At 67.8% G+C, this 18,545-nt stretch carries 23 protein-coding genes; 14 read left to right on the top strand and 9 right to left on the bottom strand.

The window, feature by feature from the left end:
• Positions 1 to 9: 9 nt before the first annotated feature.
• From AC3ITN_RS05300 to AC3ITN_RS05290, 3 genes are all read right to left on the bottom strand, one after another.
• Positions 10 to 729: a murein L,D-transpeptidase catalytic domain family protein gene (locus tag AC3ITN_RS05300; protein WP_489392263.1), complete on the bottom strand. Its 720-nt coding sequence runs from the start codon at positions 727 to 729 to the stop codon at positions 10 to 12.
• A 25-nt stretch (positions 730 to 754) separates the two neighbouring features.
• Positions 755 to 1,786, bottom strand: a complete 1,032-nt coding sequence (locus tag AC3ITN_RS05295; RefSeq protein ID WP_489392262.1) for a L,D-transpeptidase — start codon at positions 1,784 to 1,786, stop codon at positions 755 to 757.
• Positions 1,787 to 2,335: 549 nt separating this feature from the next.
• Positions 2,336 to 2,665: a ComEA family DNA-binding protein gene (locus tag AC3ITN_RS05290; protein WP_489392261.1), complete on the bottom strand. Its 330-nt coding sequence runs from the start codon at positions 2,663 to 2,665 to the stop codon at positions 2,336 to 2,338.
• A 199-nt stretch (positions 2,666 to 2,864) separates the two neighbouring features.
• Between AC3ITN_RS05290 and AC3ITN_RS05285 the strand changes: the two genes are divergently transcribed.
• From AC3ITN_RS05285 to murU, 4 genes are all read left to right on the top strand, one after another.
• Complete coding sequence (locus tag AC3ITN_RS05285; protein WP_489392260.1) at positions 2,865 to 4,358, top strand: M20 family metallopeptidase; 1,494 nt, start codon at positions 2,865 to 2,867, stop codon at positions 4,356 to 4,358.
• Between the two features lie 93 nt (positions 4,359 to 4,451).
• Positions 4,452 to 4,721: a GlsB/YeaQ/YmgE family stress response membrane protein gene (locus AC3ITN_RS05280; RefSeq protein WP_313346351.1), complete on the top strand. Its 270-nt coding sequence runs from the start codon at positions 4,452 to 4,454 to the stop codon at positions 4,719 to 4,721.
• Positions 4,722 to 4,782: 61 nt separating this feature from the next.
• Positions 4,783 to 5,808 carry an aminoglycoside phosphotransferase family protein gene (locus AC3ITN_RS05275; RefSeq protein ID WP_489392259.1) on the top strand — a complete coding sequence of 342 codons (1,026 nt, stop codon included), beginning with the start codon at positions 4,783 to 4,785 and terminating at the stop codon, positions 5,806 to 5,808.
• Positions 5,805 to 6,506, top strand: coding sequence for an N-acetylmuramate alpha-1-phosphate uridylyltransferase MurU (gene murU / locus AC3ITN_RS05270; RefSeq protein WP_313346355.1), 702 nt, complete (start codon positions 5,805 to 5,807; stop codon positions 6,504 to 6,506). Before AC3ITN_RS05275 ends, murU begins: the two co-directional genes overlap by 4 nt.
• A 19-nt stretch (positions 6,507 to 6,525) precedes the next feature.
• Here the strand turns inward: murU and hda are convergent, their stop codons facing one another.
• From hda to AC3ITN_RS05255, 3 genes are read right to left on the bottom strand one after another with little or no spacing between them, the layout of a single operon-like run.
• Entirely contained in the window at positions 6,526 to 7,236 is a 711-nt protein-coding gene (gene hda, locus AC3ITN_RS05265) for a DnaA regulatory inactivator Hda (protein WP_313346358.1), read from the bottom strand.
• A complete protein-coding gene (locus AC3ITN_RS05260) occupies positions 7,233 to 8,402 on the bottom strand; it encodes an AI-2E family transporter (RefSeq protein WP_489392258.1) in 1,170 nt (389 codons plus the stop codon). The genes hda and AC3ITN_RS05260 overlap by 4 nt, the downstream gene beginning before the upstream one ends.
• The gene (locus tag AC3ITN_RS05255) at positions 8,399 to 9,523 is read right to left on the bottom strand and encodes a DUF2066 domain-containing protein (RefSeq protein ID WP_313346363.1); all 1,125 of its coding nucleotides are present in this window, start codon (positions 9,521 to 9,523) and stop codon (positions 8,399 to 8,401) included. Before AC3ITN_RS05255 ends, AC3ITN_RS05260 begins: the two co-directional genes overlap by 4 nt.
• 138 nt (positions 9,524 to 9,661) lie before the next feature.
• On the opposite strand from AC3ITN_RS05255, the gene purM reads away from it, so the two are divergent.
• From purM to AC3ITN_RS05220, 7 genes are all read left to right on the top strand, one after another.
• Positions 9,662 to 10,687, top strand: a complete 1,026-nt coding sequence (gene purM / locus AC3ITN_RS05250; RefSeq protein WP_489392874.1) for a phosphoribosylformylglycinamidine cyclo-ligase — start codon at positions 9,662 to 9,664, stop codon at positions 10,685 to 10,687.
• 17 nt (positions 10,688 to 10,704) lie between these two features.
• A complete protein-coding gene (locus AC3ITN_RS05245) occupies positions 10,705 to 11,163 on the top strand; it encodes a hypothetical protein (protein WP_313346365.1) in 459 nt (152 codons plus the stop codon).
• A 7-nt stretch (positions 11,164 to 11,170) separates the two neighbouring features.
• Positions 11,171 to 11,608, top strand: coding sequence for a hypothetical protein (locus AC3ITN_RS05240; protein ID WP_313346367.1), 438 nt, complete (start codon positions 11,171 to 11,173; stop codon positions 11,606 to 11,608).
• A complete protein-coding gene (locus AC3ITN_RS05235; protein WP_489392257.1) occupies positions 11,605 to 12,231 on the top strand; it encodes a DUF2238 domain-containing protein in 627 nt (208 codons plus the stop codon). Before AC3ITN_RS05240 ends, AC3ITN_RS05235 begins: the two co-directional genes overlap by 4 nt.
• The gene (gene purN, locus AC3ITN_RS05230) at positions 12,228 to 12,887 is read left to right on the top strand and encodes a phosphoribosylglycinamide formyltransferase (RefSeq protein WP_489392256.1); all 660 of its coding nucleotides are present in this window, start codon (positions 12,228 to 12,230) and stop codon (positions 12,885 to 12,887) included. Before AC3ITN_RS05235 ends, purN begins: the two co-directional genes overlap by 4 nt.
• Before the next feature lie 67 nt (positions 12,888 to 12,954).
• Entirely contained in the window at positions 12,955 to 13,731 is a 777-nt protein-coding gene (locus AC3ITN_RS05225; protein WP_313346375.1) for a DUF3108 domain-containing protein, read from the top strand.
• Positions 13,732 to 13,733: 2 nt separating this feature from the next.
• Entirely contained in the window at positions 13,734 to 14,417 is a 684-nt protein-coding gene (locus AC3ITN_RS05220) for a DUF3108 domain-containing protein (protein ID WP_313346378.1), read from the top strand.
• A 60-nt stretch (positions 14,418 to 14,477) separates the two neighbouring features.
• Here the strand turns inward: AC3ITN_RS05220 and AC3ITN_RS05215 are convergent, their stop codons facing one another.
• The 3 genes from AC3ITN_RS05215 to AC3ITN_RS05205 are packed head-to-tail and all read right to left on the bottom strand — an operon-like array spanning position 14,478 to position 16,322.
• Entirely contained in the window at positions 14,478 to 14,789 is a 312-nt protein-coding gene (locus AC3ITN_RS05215) for an EF-hand domain-containing protein (RefSeq protein WP_489392255.1), read from the bottom strand.
• On the bottom strand, positions 14,786 to 16,057 hold the full coding sequence (gene murA / locus AC3ITN_RS05210) for a UDP-N-acetylglucosamine 1-carboxyvinyltransferase (RefSeq protein WP_489392254.1): 1,272 nt from the start codon (positions 16,055 to 16,057) through the stop codon (positions 14,786 to 14,788). Before murA ends, AC3ITN_RS05215 begins: the two co-directional genes overlap by 4 nt.
• A gap of 34 nt (positions 16,058 to 16,091) precedes the next feature.
• Positions 16,092 to 16,322, bottom strand: a complete 231-nt coding sequence (locus AC3ITN_RS05205) for a BolA family protein (RefSeq protein WP_411850156.1) — start codon at positions 16,320 to 16,322, stop codon at positions 16,092 to 16,094.
• Positions 16,323 to 16,375: 53 nt separating this feature from the next.
• Here AC3ITN_RS05205 and AC3ITN_RS05200 point away from each other — a divergent pair, with 53 nt between their 5' ends.
• From AC3ITN_RS05200 to lptC, 3 genes are read left to right on the top strand one after another with little or no spacing between them, the layout of a single operon-like run.
• Entirely contained in the window at positions 16,376 to 17,377 is a 1,002-nt protein-coding gene (locus AC3ITN_RS05200) for a KpsF/GutQ family sugar-phosphate isomerase (protein WP_489392253.1), read from the top strand.
• Between the two features lie 42 nt (positions 17,378 to 17,419).
• A complete protein-coding gene (locus AC3ITN_RS05195; RefSeq protein ID WP_313346388.1) occupies positions 17,420 to 17,968 on the top strand; it encodes a KdsC family phosphatase in 549 nt (182 codons plus the stop codon).
• Complete coding sequence (gene lptC / locus AC3ITN_RS05190; RefSeq protein WP_489392252.1) at positions 17,965 to 18,525, top strand: LPS export ABC transporter periplasmic protein LptC; 561 nt, start codon at positions 17,965 to 17,967, stop codon at positions 18,523 to 18,525. The genes AC3ITN_RS05195 and lptC overlap by 4 nt, the downstream gene beginning before the upstream one ends.
• Positions 18,526 to 18,545: the final 20 nt, after the last annotated feature.

Here is an 18,545-nt window from a genome sequence, read left to right as displayed (position 1 = left end):
AGCGCGCGCTCAGCCGGTGCTGCCGCCACAGTCCGGGCCGAGCAGCCGCGAACGTTCCAGCCATTCCTTGTCCGGGTAATAGGCGAACACCAGCGCACCGCCCTGCAGGCTGTCGATCAACGGCCGCGCCACGCTGAGGCGTACCGCCGGGCAGCCGAGACTGCGACCCAGCCGACCCTGCAGGCGCGCGACGGACGGGTTCACGTACGGCGCACCATGGATCACGATGGCGCGGTCGCGCGCCTTGTCATTGAAGCCGGGCTCCAGGCCTTCAAGGCGCAGCGAATAGCCGTTGCCGCCCATGTAGGTCTCCTTGGCGGTGAACGCGCCGAGGCTGGACATGAAGCTGCCATCGCGATTGGAAAAACGCTCGGTCTGGTTGCCGCCGCTGTTGCGACCATGCGCCACCCACTCCTCGAACAGCAGCTTCTGCCGGGCCAGGTCGAATACCCACATGCGCTGTTCGGTGGACGGGCGCGAATAATCGATCACGCTCAACCGCGCCGGATCGACCCCCAGCTCCGGCCGCCGCAGGGCACAGGTCATCGCCCGCGCCGCCAGCTGCAGCACCTTGCGGTCCGCATTGGGGGCGGCGCGCGCAAGCATGTCGGCCAGCTGCGCCGGAGGCAGCGCGCGCGGTGCGGGCGCGGCGGCTGCGCGTGCGCCGGCGGCCGGCGCCGTCAGCGCCAGGCCGCACAGCACAACGGAGGCAAGGGGGAGCAAGCGCATCAACACGGTACCGGCGTGGGCATCCTTACAAGGTGGACCCGCCGGCGTCGGATTCCAACACCGGCTGCAGGTTCTGTTCATCCGCCACCGGCCGCACCGCCGGCAGGCTGGTCACCAGCAGCGTGGTCCCCGGTACCAGCGCCTTGTACAGCTGCGTGGCGAAGCTCGGCGGCAGCGCCAACGGCAGGCTGGGCGTGGCCAGCAGGTCCGGGCTGGCGTTGCCCGCGCTCTGGCCGAGCAGCGGATAGGCGGTCCACTTGTGCAGTTTCCGGGTGGCATCCAGCGGGCTGGCCGTCTCGGAATAGCCCTGCTGCATCACAAACAGCGTGGTGCCCTCGAACGCCGGCAGCGCCTTGGCTTCCAGGCGCGATTCGCCGATCAGCACGCCGTCGCGCAGCACGTACAGGCGCTGGTCGTGCAGGCTGACCAGGATGCCGACCTGGCCCGACGGCGCGGCGGCATCGTTCCAGTAGTGGTCCGGGGCAGCGGTGGTTTCCACCAGCGCCTTGCCCGTACTGTTCACCGGGGCCAGCACTGCCGGGTAGGCCAGCGTCATCGGCGCGGACTTGGCATCGGCCACCACCACGGTGTCACCGCGTTTGGTTTCGCCGAACAGCTTCTGCGCGAACGCCTGCGGCAGCCGCACGCAGCCGTGCGAGGCCGGGTGCCCGGGCAGATTGCCGCCGTGCAGCGCGATGCCGTCCCAGGTCAAGCGCTGCATGTAGGGCATCGGCGCGCTGTTGTAGAGGTTCGACTTGTGGTCCTTGTCCTTCTGCAGGATGGTGAACACGCCGGTCGGGGTTTCATGACCGGCCTTGCCCGAGCTGATGGTGCTCAGGCCAATGGCGATGCCGTTGCGGTACACGTAGGCGCGCTGCTCGTCGAGGCTGACCACCAGCACGATCGGCCCGGCCGGAGAGATCTCCGGATGCCAGAGGAACTGGCCGGGCTTGAGGTCGGTGGGGCCGGCGGGTTCGGGCGCGGACCAGGCAGGGAGTGCCATGGCGGCGATAAGCGAACCGGCGATGTACGTCAGCAGCGTGCGACGTGTAAGCATGTGGCCTTCCTTCGGGTGGGTCGAGGACACGCATGGCGTGTCGCTACGCATGATGCCCGATATGAAGAACGCCATCGTCCTGCGCACCCGACAACGCGTAGTGACACGCCACGCGTGTCAACCGCGCAGCGCAGCGACCAAAAACGGGGACGGACCCCGTTAATCGCTGGATTAACGGGGTCCGTCCCCGTTTTTGGTCCGTTAATCGCTGGATTAACGGGGTCCGTCCCCGTTTTTGGTCCACAAAAGAAATTGCCCGGCTGCACATCCCTGTGCGAACCGGGCAATCGTCACATCCCTGTCGGCTTCCCGCCTTCCCCCTGTGCATCCTGCCCAGTCCGGGTGCCGGCCATGCTCCCTGCACTCGGCCGTATGTTTTTTCCGCCATCCCTCCCCTTCCCGGGTCCGGATGCCACCGTCCTGGTGGATCCGCGCCAGTCCTTCCGCGCCGCATCCCTGCGTGCCGCCTCCGTGCGGCTGTCGTGGTGGCCGGGCATCCTGCCTGGCCACCGTGACCGGCGTCATGCCAGTCGCGACCCATCCTGTTGATCAGCGCCTTGGTACGGGTGCCGACACTGCCCTCCTGGGCGGTGCCGCCGTGGGCGCCGTCATGGCCCCCACCGTCATCCGTCGTCGATTCCGTTCGACTGTTGCTGTCCCTATCCCCTTCACCCGTGCCAGGTCCTCGACCCGGAGGAAAGGTCCGTGTTGTCGCCGGTACGCAACGATCGCCTGGGCCTTGTGGGGCCCTACGTTCGTCAATCCCTGCTGCAGCGTCGACGCATCTGCCGTATTGATGTTGATGCGGTCGGCCGCAAGAGCGGCTCCGGTCAACAGCAGTCCCAGCGCAAGCGCCTTCCACGAAATCCAAGGCCCCACCGTGTAGCTCCCTGTGACCCGGAACCGACTGCTGCCGGCATCCCGTCGGTGCAGTCAGTGTCCCTCGCCACATACACACAGCCTATCGTCCACATCACCTTCACACAGCCAGCCAAATACCTGACGTGATGTAGGAAAATCCCTACCCCGCGCTCAGGCGTAGAATGTCGGGATCAGATCAATGCATTCGGAGTTGCAGATGGACAGCGCCAAACTCGGCCAATTCGTCAATGAAAAGTGGGACAACGAAATCGTCCCGCAACTGGTCGAATACATCCGTATTCCCAACAAATCGCCGATGTTCGACGCAGATTGGGTCGCCAACGGCTACATGGAACAGGCCGTCACCCTGATGGAGAACTGGGCCAAGGCCCAGAACCTGCCGGGCCTGAAGGTCGAGGTGGTGCGCCTGGAAGGCCGCACGCCACTGCTCCTGCTGGAAATCCCCGCCACCGGCACCGAGACCGGCGACGACACCGTGCTGCTGTACGGGCACCTGGACAAGCAGCCGGAAATGACCGGCTGGGACGCCGACCTGGGCCCATGGGTGCCGGTGCTGCGTGACGACAAGCTGTATGGCCGCGGCGGCGCCGACGACGGCTACGCGATCTTCGGCTCGCTGGCCGCGGTGCTGGCGCTGCAGGAACAGAACCTGCCGCACGCGCGCTGCGTGGTGCTGATCGAGGCCTGCGAGGAGTCGGGCAGCTACGACCTGCCGGCCTACGTGGACCACCTGGCCGACCGCATCGGCAAGCCGTCTCTGGTCGTGTGCCTGGACTCGGGCTGTGCCAACTACGACCAGCTGTGGTGCACCACCTCGCTGCGCGGCCTGACCGGCGGCAACTTCTCGGTGAAGGTGCTCAATGAAGGCGTGCACTCCGGCGACGCGTCCGGCGTGGTGCCGTCCAGCTTCCGCCTGCTGCGCCAGCTGTTGTCGCGCATCGAGGACGAGAACACCGGCCGCATCCTGATCGACGGCATGCACGTGGAGATTCCGGAAGAGCGCCAGGCCCAGGCCAAGCGTGCCGCCGAGGTGGTGGATACCGAGATCTTCGAGAAATTCCCGATGGTCGACGGCCTGAAGCCGATGAGCGAAGACCTTACCGAACTGGTGCTCAACCGCACCTGGCGCCCGGCGCTGTCGGTGACCGGCGTGGATGGCATGCCGCCGCTGGCCTCGGCCGGCAACGTGCTGCGCCCGCATACGGCGGTGAAGCTGTCGCTGCGCCTGCCGCCGACCGCCGACGGCAAGGCCTGCGGCGAACTGCTGAAGGAAGCGCTGCTGCGCGACCCGCCGAATGGCGCGGAAGTGAAGCTGGACCTGGAAAAAGCCTCCTCGGGCTGGAACGCACCGGCCATGGCGCCGTGGCTGACCGACGCCATCGATGCGGCCAGCCAGACCTTCTTCGGCAAGCCGGCGATGTACATGGGCGAAGGCGGCTCGATCCCGTTCATGGGCATGCTGGGCGAGAAGTTCCCCGGCGCGCAGTTCATGATCACCGGCGTGCTCGGCCCGCACTCCAACGCGCACGGCCCGAACGAGTTCCTGCACATCCCGATGGGCAAGCGGGTTACCGCGTGCGTGTCCAAGGTGATCAGCGAGCACTACGCCGCCAGCCTGCGCGGCGAGACCAGCGGTTCGCCGGTTGCTGCCGACAGCGGCACCCGCCACGGCGGCCACGGCTGCTGCTGAACCCCGTTGCCGGGCAGAGCCCGGCGGCACGGTGCACGCGGAGGGACGCAGCCTTTTTGATAGGCTGCGTCCATCTCCTGCAGGAATCATGCGATGGACGGTCTGTTCGGCAGCTCCAGCTGGCTCTACATCATCCTGGTCGGCTTCATCGTCGGCCTGTTCGGGCGTTTCTTCATGCCCGGCAACAACCGCATGGGCTGCCTGCTGACCATCGTGCTCGGCATCGTCGGTGCCGTTGTCGCGGGCTGGTTCGGCCAGTACATGGGGTGGTATTCGCGCGGTGAACCGGCCGGTTTCATCGGCGCCATCCTCGGTGCGATCGCGGTGCTCGCCGTGCTGCGGCTCTTCAGCAGCAAACGCTGAACAACATTCCCCTCCTTCCCTTCCACGCGCGCCACCCGGCGCCGCTTCGACGCACCTGTCCATGAACGATCCTGCTTCCGATCCGCTGCGCGCCGACCAACGCCGACAATGGACCGTCGCCGCGCTGGGCGACCCCGACCTGCACCTGGACCGCGCGTCGGTCGATGCCGGTTTCCGCAGCTACTGGCGTGCCACCAGCACGCGCGGCAGCCACATCGTGATGGACTCGCCGCCGGGCCTGGAGGATGTGCGCCCGTGGCTGCGCATGCACGACCTGCTGGAACCCAACGGCGTACGCGTGCCGCGCGTGCTCGCCCGTGACGAGGCGCAGGGCTTCCTGCTGCTGGAAGACCTGGGCGGCCCGACACTGGCACGCCACATCGACGACGACAACGCCGATGCATGGATGGATGCGGCCTTCGCGCAGCTCATCCGCCTGCAGTCGATCCCGGTGCCCGAGGGCATGGGGTCGTTCGGCGAGGCGCTGCTGCAGCGCGACGCGGGCCTGTTCGACGAATGGTTCCTGCAACGCCACCTCGGCCTGGCGCTGGACTGCGGCGAGCTTGAAACACTGCAGCTGGCGCACCGCCGCCTGATGGACAACGCACTGCAGCAGCCGCAGGTGCTCACCCACCGCGATTTCATGCCGCGCAACCTGATGCCGATCGACGGCGGCCCGGCCGTGCTGGATTTCCAGGACCTGGTGCGCGGGCCGATTGCCTACGATCCGGTGAGCCTGTTCAAGGATGCGTTCCTGAGCTGGCCACTGGAACGCGTGGACGCCTGGTTGGCGCGCTACCACGCACAGGCACAGGCCGCAGGCCTGCCGGTGCGACCGTGGCCGCAGTTCCTGCGCGATGCCGACTGGATGGGCGTGCAGCGCCACCTGAAGATCCTTGGCCTGTTCGTGCGCCTGCGCGACCGCGACGGCAAGGGGCATTACTTCGATGACGCGCCGCGCTTCATCCGTTACCTGGACGAAGTGCTGCCGCGCCACCCGGACCTGGCGGGCTTGAATACCCTGTTGCAGGACCGGATCAAACCGGCCATGGCGGCGCTTGCGCTGCCGGTGTCCAGTCGCGCATGAAGGCGATGATCTTCAGCGCCGGCAAGGGCGAACGCATGCGTCCGCTGACTCTGCACACCCCCAAGCCACTGCTGGTGGCCGGCGGCAGGCCGCTGATCGCGTGGCACCTGGAGCGGCTGGCGGCGGCGGGTTTCACCGAGGTGGTGATCAACACCTCGTGGCTGGGCGACCAGTTCGAACCCGCGCTGGGCGATGGCGGACGCTGGGGCCTGCGCCTGCACTTCCTCGACGAAGGCGGGGTGCCGCTGGAAACCGGCGGCGGCATCCTCAATGCGCTACCGCTGCTGGGTGACGCACCGTTCCTGGTGGTCAACGGCGATGTCTGGACCGATGTGGATTTCAGCACGTTGCCTTGGCAGCCGCAGGGCGATGCGCACCTGGTGCTGGTCGACAACCCGGTGCAGCACCCGCGCGGGGATTTCATCCTGCGCGCGGATGGCACGGTCAGTGATGACGGCGATGCACCGCGGCTGACGTACGCCGGCGTTGGCGTGTATCGCCCCTCGATTCTCGACGGATGGCGCGAGGTCATCGGCGCGACGGAGGGCGCCTCAGCGAACCCGCCGCAGTTCGGCCTGGCCCCGCTGATGCGCCACGCGATGGCAGACCGCCGGGTAACCGGGCAGCATCATCGCGGACAATGGACCGACGTAGGTACGCCAGAACGCCTGGCAGCGTTGGACGCAACCCTGGCGTAGAGCCACGCCCTGCGTGGCTTTACAACCGGTGCGAACCTTCTTCCACCACCTGCCGCAAAAACGGCACGGTAATGCGCCGCTGCGCGGCCAGCGACTCGCGATCCAGCCAGTCCAGCAGGCTCACCAGGCTGCCCAGCTCCCGCCCGGTGCGGGTCAGCAGCCACTCAATAGCGGCCTCATCAATCGACAACCCGCGCCGCGCCGCGCGCTCACGCAGCACCGCCGCGCGGCCTTCGTCGTCCAGTGGCTGCAACACCACGCGCACGCACTGCTGCAGGCGCGAACGCAGGTCCGGCAGCACCAGGCCGAGCTGGTCCGGTGCGTGCTGCGCGGTGTACATCAACGTAATGCCGGTACTGCGCGCGCGGTTGTGGAAATCGAACAGCGCCACTTCGTCATCGCGATGTCCGGCCACCGCATCCAGCCCATCCAGCGCCACCAGGTCGCGGCCTTCCAGCGATTCCAGCGCCGCGCGGGTGCGCCCCACCACCGCCTTCAACGGCAGGTAGGTAGGCTGCCGCCCGGCCTGTTCGGCCAGCGAACACATCGCCAGTGCCTGGTGGGTCTTGCCGGTGCCGGCCGCCCCTTCCAGGTACACCCAGTGCTGATCCTCGCCCACGGCGATGGCGCGCAGCTGCGCCAGCGCACCGTCCGGTGCGCCGATGAAGGTCTCCAGTCGCTCGTCCTGCGGGTAGCGCAGGGCAAGCGGCAGCTGCGGAACCACGCTCACTTCAGGTCCGGGCCCTTGGGCGTTTCGACGACCAGGGTCGGCTTGTCGATATAGGAATCGAGCACGATCGCAGTCTTCTCACCGGCATACAGCTCGCTCTCGCGATAGCGCAGGTGCGCATAGCGCAGCAGCACATTGCTCACCGCCGCCACCGGCAGCGCCAGCAGCATGCCCAGGAATCCGAACAGCTGGCCACCGGCCATCACCGCGAAGATCACCGCCACCGGATGCAGGCCGATCTTGTCGCCCACGATGCGCGGGGTGAGCACGTAGCTTTCCAGCAGCTGGCCCACGGTGAACACCACGCCGACCAGGATCAGCAGCTTCAGATCGAAGCCCTGTGCCTGCACCAGCGCGGCCAGTACGGCCATGACGATGCCGGTGGTGGCGCCCAGGTACGGGATGAAGCTGATCAGGCCGGCGATCAGGCCGATCAACAGGCCCAGCTTCAGGCCCACCAGCGACAGGCCGATGGCGTAGATCAGGCCAAGCGCCACCATCACCAGGAACTGGCCGCGGATGAACGCACCCAGCACCTCGTTGGACTCACGCGCCAGCTTGGTGATGGTGCCCACATGGTTGCGCGGGATGGTCGAGGCGACACGCTCGACCAGCTTGTCCCAGTCGCGCAGGAAGTAGAACGCCAGGATCGGCAGCAGCAGGATGTTGACCACCCAGGTCACCATCGCAAAGCCGGAACGCGACACGTACCCGAAGAAGGTCTTGGCGAAACCGCCGGCCTGTTCCCAATGGCTGCGCACCCAGTCGATCAGGCGGTCCGGCTCCAGCCACGGCATGATTTCCATGCCGGTCTTCTGCTCGAACCACGGAATGCCGGTCTGCATCAGCCACTGCTGGGCCTGCGGAATGGCCGCGATCAACGTGGCGATCTGGCGTTCGATCATCGGCACCAGGATCAGCAGCGCGGCGGTGATGGTCAGCACCATCGCCACGAACACCAGCACCACGCCGGTATTGCGCGAACGGCCGGTGGCCTCGATCCGGTCCACCAGCGGGTCGCCCAGCCAGGCCAGGGCCAGCGCCAGCACGAACGGGGTCAGGATCGGGGCCAGCAGCCACACCACCCAACCGATTGCCAACGCCAGCAGGATGTATTTGACGCGGCGCAGGAACTGCGCGATTTCGGCTTCGGGGGTGAGGATCATCGCAGGCGGTACTCGTTGCTGGCCGGCGGCGGCGGGGTGCCGGGCGCCGCGTCTTCGTCGATCGGCACCGGCAGCGGGGCCAGCGGCGCAATCACGCCGTTGTCGCCCAGCATGCGGTTCAGCCCGGCCAGGCCGGTGGTCATCTCCAGCGCCAGCTCCAGGCGGTTGCCCGACGCGCGCAGCGGGGTGATGTTGCGCACCACCGGGTTCTCACGCAGCCCAGCCGCCAGCCGCATGTAGTCCTCGGCGCTGTCCAGGCCGGTCACCGCGATGGTGTAGGTCCCGGCGGCACCGGTGGCCGCACCGGCCTTGGCGTAACGGCGCACCAGCGCATCGGCGGTGCCGTCGGCGCCCCCGGCCATGGCGCGGCGGGCATCGCTGTCCTTGGTGGTCCACTTGTTCAGTTCCTTGCCACCGTCGACGAACACCCAGTCGGCGACCCAGCCGCCGCTCTTGTCGCGGTACAGCTTGCCGACCAGCTGCATCGGCGGGGCATAGCGGGACGAGGCCCGAGCCACCGCAGCGGTGTCCTGGCGCCAGATCGCCCCGACCAGGGCCTGCTCGGCGGCGCTGCCGGTGGGCAGCCCCAGCTTGTAGCCGCGCTCGATGGCGCGGTTCAGCAACGGGCGGGCCGCATTGGCCTGCTGCACGGTCACCAGGCGCGGGCCGGAGCCATCGTCGATGGCCAGCCAGATCACCGGCTTGGGCCGGGGCTGCGGCCACAACGGCAGGCCCAGGGCCGAGATCAGCCCGTCCACGTCGTCCTGGCGGAACCGGGCCACCAGCATGGTGCGGTAGCTGGGCGCCCCGCTGGCCGAGGTGCTCTGGTCCTGCCGGTAGTCATAGCTGGCCACGTAGTTCTTGGCATCGCGCAGGGCCTGCATCACGCCCGGGCGGGTCATGACACTGCGGTCGCCCGACAACTTGGCCAGCACATTACCCAGCGCGCGGGACAGGGCCCCGTTGCGGTCGGCATCGGCCTGGCTGTTGACCGGCACTTCGGCCTCGTAGGCGCCGCTGGCCGTAGCCACGTCACCCTCGGTGCGCATGCCGCTCTGGGCCATCGTGGCCACCGGCAGGCACAGCGCGAGGAACATAATCAAAATGAGGCTGCGGCGCATCAGGACTTCCATTGAGCGTATCCGGGGGGAATTGTTGCCCGAATAGGGCCTGCGCGCCAACGTGGCCTGTTAAAATCCCGCTTTCACCCCAGCGCAGCGCCGACGCCCGTGACCAATTCCCCGTCCAACCCCTCCCCCCTGACCTACCGCGACGCCGGCGTCGACATCGACGCGGGCAACGAACTGGTCGAGCGCATCAAGCCGCTGGTGAAGCGCAGCTTCCGGCCCGAGGTGATGGGTGGCCTGGGCGGTTTCGGCGCCCTGTTCGACCTCTCCAACAAGTACCGCGAGCCGGTGCTGGTGTCGGGCACGGACGGCGTGGGCACCAAGCTGAAGCTCGCACAACAGCTGGGCCGGCATGACACGATCGGCATCGATCTGGTGGCCATGTGCGTGAACGACGTGCTGGTGCAGGGCGCCGAGCCGCTGTTCTTCCTGGACTATTTCGCCACCGGCAAGCTGGACATCGACACCGCTGCGGCGGTCGTGGGCGGCATCGCCAACGGCTGCACCGAGGCCGGTTGCGCGCTGATCGGCGGCGAGACCGCCGAAATGCCGGACATGTACCCGCCGGGCGAATACGACCTGGCCGGCTTCACCGTGGCCGGCGTGGAGAAGAGCGAACTCAAGGACGGCGCCAGCGTGGCTGCCGGCGACGTGCTGATCGGCATCGCCTCCTCGGGCCCGCACTCCAACGGCTACTCGCTGATCCGCCGCATCTACGATCGCGCCGGCCGCCCGGCCGAGCTGGAGCTGGACGGCGGGGTCAAGCTGGTCGACGCGCTGATGGCTCCCACCCGCCTGTACGTCAAGCCCATCCTGGCGCTGCTCAAGACCCACGGCGCGGCGATCCACGGCATGGCCCACATCACCGGTGGCGGCCTGACCGAGAACATCATCCGCGTGGTGCCCGAGGGCCTGGGCCTGGACATCGACGCCTCGTCGTGGACCCTGCCGCCCGTGTTCCAGTGGCTGCAGCAGGAGGGCGCGGTCGCCGACAGCGAGATGTGGCGGACCTTCAACTGCGGCATCGGTTTCGTGCTGATCGTGAGCCCGGACCAGGTCCCGTCGGTGTCCGCCGCCGTCGAGGCCCAGGGCCTGGCGCAGTGGACCATCGGCACGGTCACCACGGCCGAAGGCACCGAACGCGTGCGGATCGGCTGACCCACGAGGAGACCTGCATGGACGCACCGCCTCTTTCCACACCGACGCTGTCGCTCGAAGACGCCTCGCAGCTGCGGCTGCTGTCGATCTTCCATTACGTGGTGGCCGGCCTGACCGCGCTGTTCTCGCTGTTCCCGCTGATCCACGTGGGGATCGGCATCGCCGCCCTGAGCGGCGGCATGCCGATTGAGAGCAATGGCGGCCCGGCGTCGCTCGCCGAGACCCGGCTGTTTGGCTGGATCTTCATCGTGATCGGCTCGGTCCTGATCCTGTGCGGACTGACGTTGGCCGGGTTCATGGCCTATGCCGGGCGCTGCCTGGCGCGCCGTCGCCGCCACACGCTGTGCCTGGTGGTGGCGGCGCTGTCGTGCATGCTGATGCCGCTGGGCACGGTACTGGGCGTGTTCACCCTGATCGTGCTGCTGCGCCCGGCGGTCAAGGCCGCATTCGACGCGCCTTCCCTTACCCACCCCTGAGGTTCCGATGTCTTCCACACCCCCACCGCTGCCCGTCCGGGGTCGCTGGACGCATATCCAGGTCGCCTCGCACCTGCATTCGCTCAAGATCATGTTCTATGTACTGGGCGCCGTAGAGCTGCTCATCGCCCCGCTGTTGCTGCTTGTCGCCGTGGCCGGCTACATCAGCGAAGGCAAGAGCACCGACCCGGATGCCGCGCCGTTGCTGTTGCTGGTGCTGCTGGGCGTGGGCGCGGTGGTCTACGCCGCGCTGGGCACGCTGAGCATCATCGCCGCGCGACGGCTGGCCGCCCGCCGGCAGCACCGGCTGTGCATGATCGCCGCCGGCCTGGCCTGCCTGGCCGGCGCACTGGGCATCGCACTGGGCGCCTACGCACTGTGGGCCCTGCTGCGGCCGGAAGTACAGGCCAGCTTCCTGCCACCGGAAAGCACGGTCATTGCATGATCAGCGCCCACGCAGCGCTTGCCAAGAAGGCCGCCTTCGCGGGCGTGCTGGCGGTCTTTGTCGCCACCTGGATCCACCCGCTGTGGCCGCTCGAACAGACGCTGCATAGCACGCTCACTGTCGTCGGGCTGGCCGCGCTGTGGTGGGTGGACCGGCGCTGGCCCCTCGGCAGCGGCGCGTTCGCGGCCATCTGCGGCTTCATCGCCATCCATTGCATCGCTGCGCGCTGGCTGTATTCCAACGTCCCGTATGACGCCTGGCTGCAGGCCGCCGTGCACTGGTCGCCGAACGCCACCTTCGGCTGGCAGCGCAACCATTTCGACCGTCTCATCCATTTCCTCTACGGCGCCTGCTTCACCCCGGCCCTGGTGCAACTGACGCGGCACGCCTGGCCGCGCCTGCGCATCGGGCAGGCGTTCGCGCTGGCGGTGATGACCATCATGTCGTCCAGCCTCGTGTACGAATGGTTCGAGTGGGGCATTGCCCTGCTGCTGTCGCCGGAAGCCGCCGAGTCCTACAACGGCCAGCAGGGCGACCTGTGGGATGCGCATGCCGACATGCTGCTGGCTACCGTGGGCGCGCTGCTGACCTGGCCACTGCTCACGCGGAAGGCACTGAAATGAGTTCACCCAGCCGCATTGCCGTACTGGCCTCGGGCCGCGGCAGCAACCTGCAGGCGATCGTGGACGCGATTGCCGCCGGGCAGCTGGATGCCGAGGTGGTGGCCGTACTGTCGGACAAGCCCGACGCCTCCGCCCTGCTCAAGGTGGCCCCGGAGCGGCGCTGGGCCCGCTCGCCGAAGGACTTCGCCGACCGCACCGCGTTCGATGCCGCGCTCGGCGATGCCCTGGCCGGCTTCGCACCGGACTGGGTGGTCTGCGCCGGCTACATGCGCATCCTGGGCGAAGCGTTCGTGCAGCGTTTCAGCGGCCGGCTGGTCAACATCCACCCCTCGCTGCTGCCGCTGTACAAGGGCCTGCACACCCATGCCCGCGCCCTGGCCGCCGGCGATGCCGAGGCCGGCGCCAGCGTGCACTTCGTCGTGCCCGAACTGGATGCCGGCACCGTGCTGGCCCAGGCCAGGGTGCCGGTCCTGCCCGGCGACAGCGCCGAACGGCTGGCCCAGCGCGTCCTGGCGGTGGAACACCCGCTGCTGATCGCCAGCCTGCACTGGCTGGTGGCCGGCCGCGTGGCTGAACGCGACGGCCAACTCCACGCTGACGGCCACCCCCTGTTCAGTCCGCTGCGCCTAGATTGCGCTGGCCAGCTGAATCGATAGCCAGGGCGCACACGCGCCGCTGACCCGGACGCTGGCATCCTCCTTCCTCCCCCGTTGCTGCGCGCGCATGAAAACGACCCTGTCCAAGCCAGTGCTGCTGTTTGCATCCCTGCTGTGCACCGTGGCCATTGCCCAGGCGCAGGAGCCGCCGCCGCCCGAACTGCCGGCGCTGCCCCCGGTGTCGTGGGAGGCGCCGCCGCTGGAACCGTTCACCGCCACCTACCAGGCCCTGTACAAGGGCAAGGAAGCGGGCGATGCGACCATGCGCGTGACCCACACCGGGGGTGACCAGTGGCGGGTGGACATGCAGGTCATCGGCCGGAAAGGCTTCGCCAGCGTGCTCGGCTTGAACCTGGAACAGAGCACCGTGTTCGAGAAGCACGGCACCACTTACGTACCGATCAGCCAGGCCACCGTGCGCAAGGGCCTGTTCCTGGGCAAGAAGGTCTCCGGCACCTACAACTGGCAGGCGGGCACGGCACAGTGGCTGGGCGACCTCAAGAAGGAACGCACCCAACCCATTCCGCTGCAGCCCGGCGACCAGAGCGCGCTGCTGATCAACCTGGCGATCATGCGCGACGCGCGGCCGGGCGGGCAGATGCATTACCGCTATGTCGACGTCGGTCGCGTCCGCCAGCACGACTACCAGGCCGCACCGGATACCGAGAACGTCCAGGTCGGCGAGCTGTCCTACAACGCGCTGCGGGTCCATCGGACCAACGGCGGCAATGACGAAACCATCCTCTGGATCGCCAACGGGGTTCCTACCCCGGTGCGCATCCTGCAACGTGAAGACGGCGAAGATCGGATCGACCTGCGCCTGATCGAATACCAAGGAGTCTGAGCATGACCACCCTCACCCGCCCGCTGTCCTGGATCGCCGTTGGCGCACTGGCCCTGACCAGTCTGCCCGCACTGGCGCTGGAGCCGTTTTCCGCGCAGTACCAGGCCAACTACATGGGCGTGCAGGCCCCGGGCACCATGACCCTGGCCAAGGCTGACGGCAACACCTGGAAATACAGCCTGGACGTGCGCAGCCCGATGGCCACGCTCAGTCAGAACACGGTGTTCGAGGAAGCCAGCGGCCGCCTGCGCCCGCTCAGCAGCAAGGACAGCTCGGTGCTGCTGGTGAAGAAGCGCAACGTGCAGGCCAACTACGACTGGGCGAAGAACCAGGCCACCTGGACCGGCGACATCAAGCCGGACCGCGCCGGCCCGGTCGCACTGAAGCCCGGTGACATGGACGCTCTGCTGATCAACCTGGCGATCGCGCGCGACCTCGCCGCCGGCAAGCCGCTCAAGTACCGGATGGTGGACGAAGGCCGCATCAAGCAGCTGGGCTACACGTCCGAAGGCAAGGAAAAGGTGACCATCGCGGGCAAGTCCTATGACGCCACCAAGGTCTCGCGGGTGGACGGCAACAAGCAGCAGATCGTGTGGATCGTGCCCGAATTCCCGGTGCCGGTGCGCCTGCTGCAGCGCGAGGGCGGCAAGGATGCGTTGGACCTGACCATCAAATCGTTCAAATGATGCACAGGTAGGTATCGACCGTGGGTCGATACAAAAAACGCCCGCATCGCGGGCGTTTTTCTATTTCGCGGGCGTTTCGGCCTGGAACACCGTCTTGCAGTCCACGCGGATCTGCCCGCCGGTCTTGCGCCAGTAGAACGCGCTGCAATGGCGGTTGCCTTCCTCGGTCTTGGTCACGCCAACGGCGTAGAACGACTGCAGCACCTCGGTGCGGCTGACCGTGCCATCGCCATTCCAGTCCATGTCCTGCTGTTCCAGGCCCTGGGTGATGGCGATATCGGCGTACCAGGCGTAGCCCAGCCAGCCCAGCACCACCAGTATCAGGACCAGCAGTGCCTTGCGGCGGCGGGTGAACTGGCCGCGCAGGATCATGCGACGCGCCGGATGGTCGCGCCGAGCGACGAGAGCTTCTCTTCGATGTTCTCGTAGCCGCGGTCGAGGTGGTAGATGCGGTCGATGGTGGTGTCACCGTCGGCCATCAACCCGGCCAGGATCAGCGACGCCGACGCACGCAGGTCGGTTGCCATCACCGGCGCACCGCTGAGCTGGTCGGCACCACGAACAATCGCGGTATGCCCTTCCACCTGGATGTCCGCGCCCAGGCGCAGCAGTTCGTTGACGTGCATGAAGCGGTTTTCGAAGATCGTTTCATTGATCACCCCCACGCCGTCGGCCACGCAGTTGAGCGCCATGAACTGGGCCTGCATGTCGGTCGGGAAGGCCGGGTACGGCGCGGTGGTCAGGTTGACCGCGCGCGGGCGCTTGCCTTCCATGTCCAGCGTGATGCTGTCGTCGGTGGTCTCGATCTTCGCACCGGCTTCCACCAGCTTGGACAGCACCGCGTCCATGGTATTGGGACGGGCGCGGTTGACCGTGACCTTGCCGCCGGTCATCGCCGCGGCCACCAGGAAGGTGCCGGTTTCGATGCGGTCGGGCAGCACTTCATGACGGCCGCCGGACAGCTTCTCCACGCCTTCGATCACCAGGCGGGCGGTGCCCAGGCCTTCGATCTTCGCGCCGAGTGCGATCAGGCAGTGCGCCAGGTCGGTGACTTCCGGCTCCATCGCCGCGTTGTCCAGCACGGTGGTGCCTTCGGCGAGCACGGCCGCCATCAGCACGTTCTCGGTGCCGGTCACGCTGACCATGTCGAAGGTGAAGTGCGCGCCCTTGAGCCGCTTGGCCTGGGCCTTGATGAAGCCGTTCTCGACGGTGATGTCCGCACCCAGCGCCTGCAGGCCCTTGATGTGCTGGTCAACCGGGCGCGAGCCGATGGCGCAGCCGCCGGGCAGCGACACTTCCGCCGCACCGAAGCGGGCCAGCAGCGGGCCCAGCACCAGGATCGAGGCGCGCATGGTGCGCACCAGCTCATACGGCGCCACGTGCTGGTTCACCGGACGCGGGTCGACCACGATCGCGCTGCCACGCGACAGCGTGCCCTGGTCGATGGTGACCTTCGCACCCAGCTCGCTGAGCAGCTTCACCGTGGTGACCACGTCGTGCAGGTGCGGCACATTGGTGATCTCCACCGGCGCATCGGCCAGCAGGGTCGCGCACAGGATGGGGAGGACGGCGTTCTTGGCGCCGGAAATGTTCACTTCACCGTGCAGCGGCTTGCCGCCGGTCACTACGATCTTGGCCATGGAGTCCGGGAAAATAAGGAGAAAGAGGTAAAGCTCAACCAGCCTCGGCCGGCGTAACAGTCTTGAGCGCCAGCGCATGGATCGCCCCGCCCATCAGGTCGCCCAGGGTGGCATAGACCATGCGGTGGCGCGCCAAGGGCAGCTTGCCGGCGAAGGCATCGCAGACCACGGTGGCCTCGAAATGCACGCCATCGTCACCCTGCACGTCCGCGCGGGCGCCCGGCAGGCCGGTTTCGATCAGTTTGCGGATGGTCTCGGCGTCCAACGGGCTTTCCTAATAAAATGAGCGCTCATTCTACTCTTCCGCGTGGCGCCCGCATGGCTGTATCGCCCCTGCCCCCCCAACCCGCCGACCCCGCAGCGCTGGTCGCCAGCGGTCGCCGCGTGTTCGAGATCGAGCGCGACGCCCTGCTGGCGGTTGCCGAACGCCTGGGCGACGACTTCAGCCGGGCCTGCCAGCTGGTGCTGGAAAGCCGCGGCCGGGTGGTCGCCACCGGCATGGGCAAGTCCGGCCACGTGGCACGCAAGATCGCCGCCACGCTGGCCTCCACCGGCACCCCGGCGTTCTACGTACACCCGGGCGAGGCCGGCCACGGCGACCTGGGCATGATCACCGACGCCGACGTGGTGCTGGCGCTGTCCTACTCGGGCGAGTCCGACGAAGTGCTGATGCTGCTGCCGGTGCTCAAGCGCCAGGGCAACCGCGTGATCGCCATGACCGGCCGGCCCGCCTCCTCGCTGGCCCTGGCCGCCGATGTGCACTTGGACGTGAGCGTGCCGGCCGAGGCCTGCCCGCTGGCGCTGGCCCCCACCTCCAGCACCACCGCCTCGCTGGCGATGGGCGACGCGCTGGCGGTGGCCCTGCTGGACGCGCGGGGCTTCACCGCCGACGACTTCGCCCGTTCGCACCCGGCCGGCAGCCTCGGCCGCCGCCTGCTGCTGCACATCACCGACGTCATGCACAGCGGCGACGAGCTGCCGTGGGTGGGCGAATCCGCCAGCCTCAGCGAGGCCCTGGTCGAGATGAGCCGCAAGCGGCTGGGCATGACCGCCGTGGTGGATGCCGACCAGCGCCTGATCGGGCTGTTCACCGACGGCGACCTGCGCCGCGCCCTGGACAGTGACCTGGACGTACGCAGCGCGCGCATCGTCGATGTGATGACCCGCCAGCCCCGCACCATCGGGGCCGACCAGCTGGCCGTGGAGGCCGCACGGGTCATGGAAACCCAGAAAATCAATGGCCTGATCGTGGTCGATGGCGAGGGACGCGCGGTGGGCGCCCTCAATATTCATGACCTGTTGCGGGCCAGAGTGGTTTAAACCACAGTGACCTTCCTCCATTCAGCTGACCTGCGCGCCTAGATGCCCTACTCCCCGTTGCCCGGTTTCCCGTCCCACCTGCATGCCGTCGCTGGCCGCATCCGGCTGGCCTGCTTCGACGTGGACGGCACGCTCACCGACGGTCGGCTCTACTACGACCGGGACGGCAACGAGAGCAAGGCGTATTACGTGCAGGACGGACTCGGCCTGAAACTGCTGCAGCAACACGGCATCCACCCGGTGCTGATCACCGCGCGCAACAGCCTGTCGGCGCTCAAGCGTGGCGCTGACCTCGGCATCGACACCCAGATCGCGGTCGGCGACAAGCTGGCCAGCGTGCAGGTGTTGTGCGAACAGCACGGCATCGGCCTGGACCAGGTGGCGTTCATGGGCGACGACCTGCCCGACCTGGCACCGCTGTGCGCGGTCGGGTTGGCGGTGGCGCCGGCCAACGCGCATCCGTGGATCGCCGAGCGCGTGCACTGGCAGACCCGCGCCGATGGCGGCCGCGGTGCCGCACGCGAGCTGTGCGACGTGCTGCTGGCCGCGCAGGGGCATGTAGACGCGGTGTTGAAGAGGTTCGGCGCATGAACTGGCGCAACGCACTCGGCGGACTGCTGCTGGTGGCCGCGCTGTTCAGCGGCTGGTCGCTGCTGCGCAATCGCGACAAAGCGCCGGTCGCCGCCGGCGACGATGGCAGCAAGGACTACGTGCTGCACGATTTCCAGATCATTGCGCTGGACGAGCAGGGCCGCGAATCGACGACGCTGCGCGCGCCGCTGCTGGAACGCACCCGCAGCGACGAGACCATGACCATCAAGACGCCGCTGTTCCTGCTGCCCGACCAGGACGGCAACCACTGGGAACTGCGCAGCGACACCGGCTGGGTCAGCGCAACCGGCGACACGCTGCGCCTGACCGGCAACGTCAGCGGCGACAGCCCGCGCGTGCCCAGCGTACCGCCCACCACCTTCCGCACCGAGCAGATGGACGTGTTCCCGAAGGAGAACCGGGCCACCTCCGACGGGCTGGTGACCCTCACCCGGCCAGGCATGACCCAGTCCGGGGTCGGGTTCGCGCTGAACTCCAGCAACAAGACCTACCAGTTCCTGAGCCAGGTCAAGACCCGTTACACGCCCCGTCAATGAAGCGCCCCGATACTCCAGCA

The organism is Stenotrophomonas sp. KH_036_B, from assembly GCF_057839485.1.
This window is presented reverse-complemented; position numbering and strand designations above follow the sequence as displayed.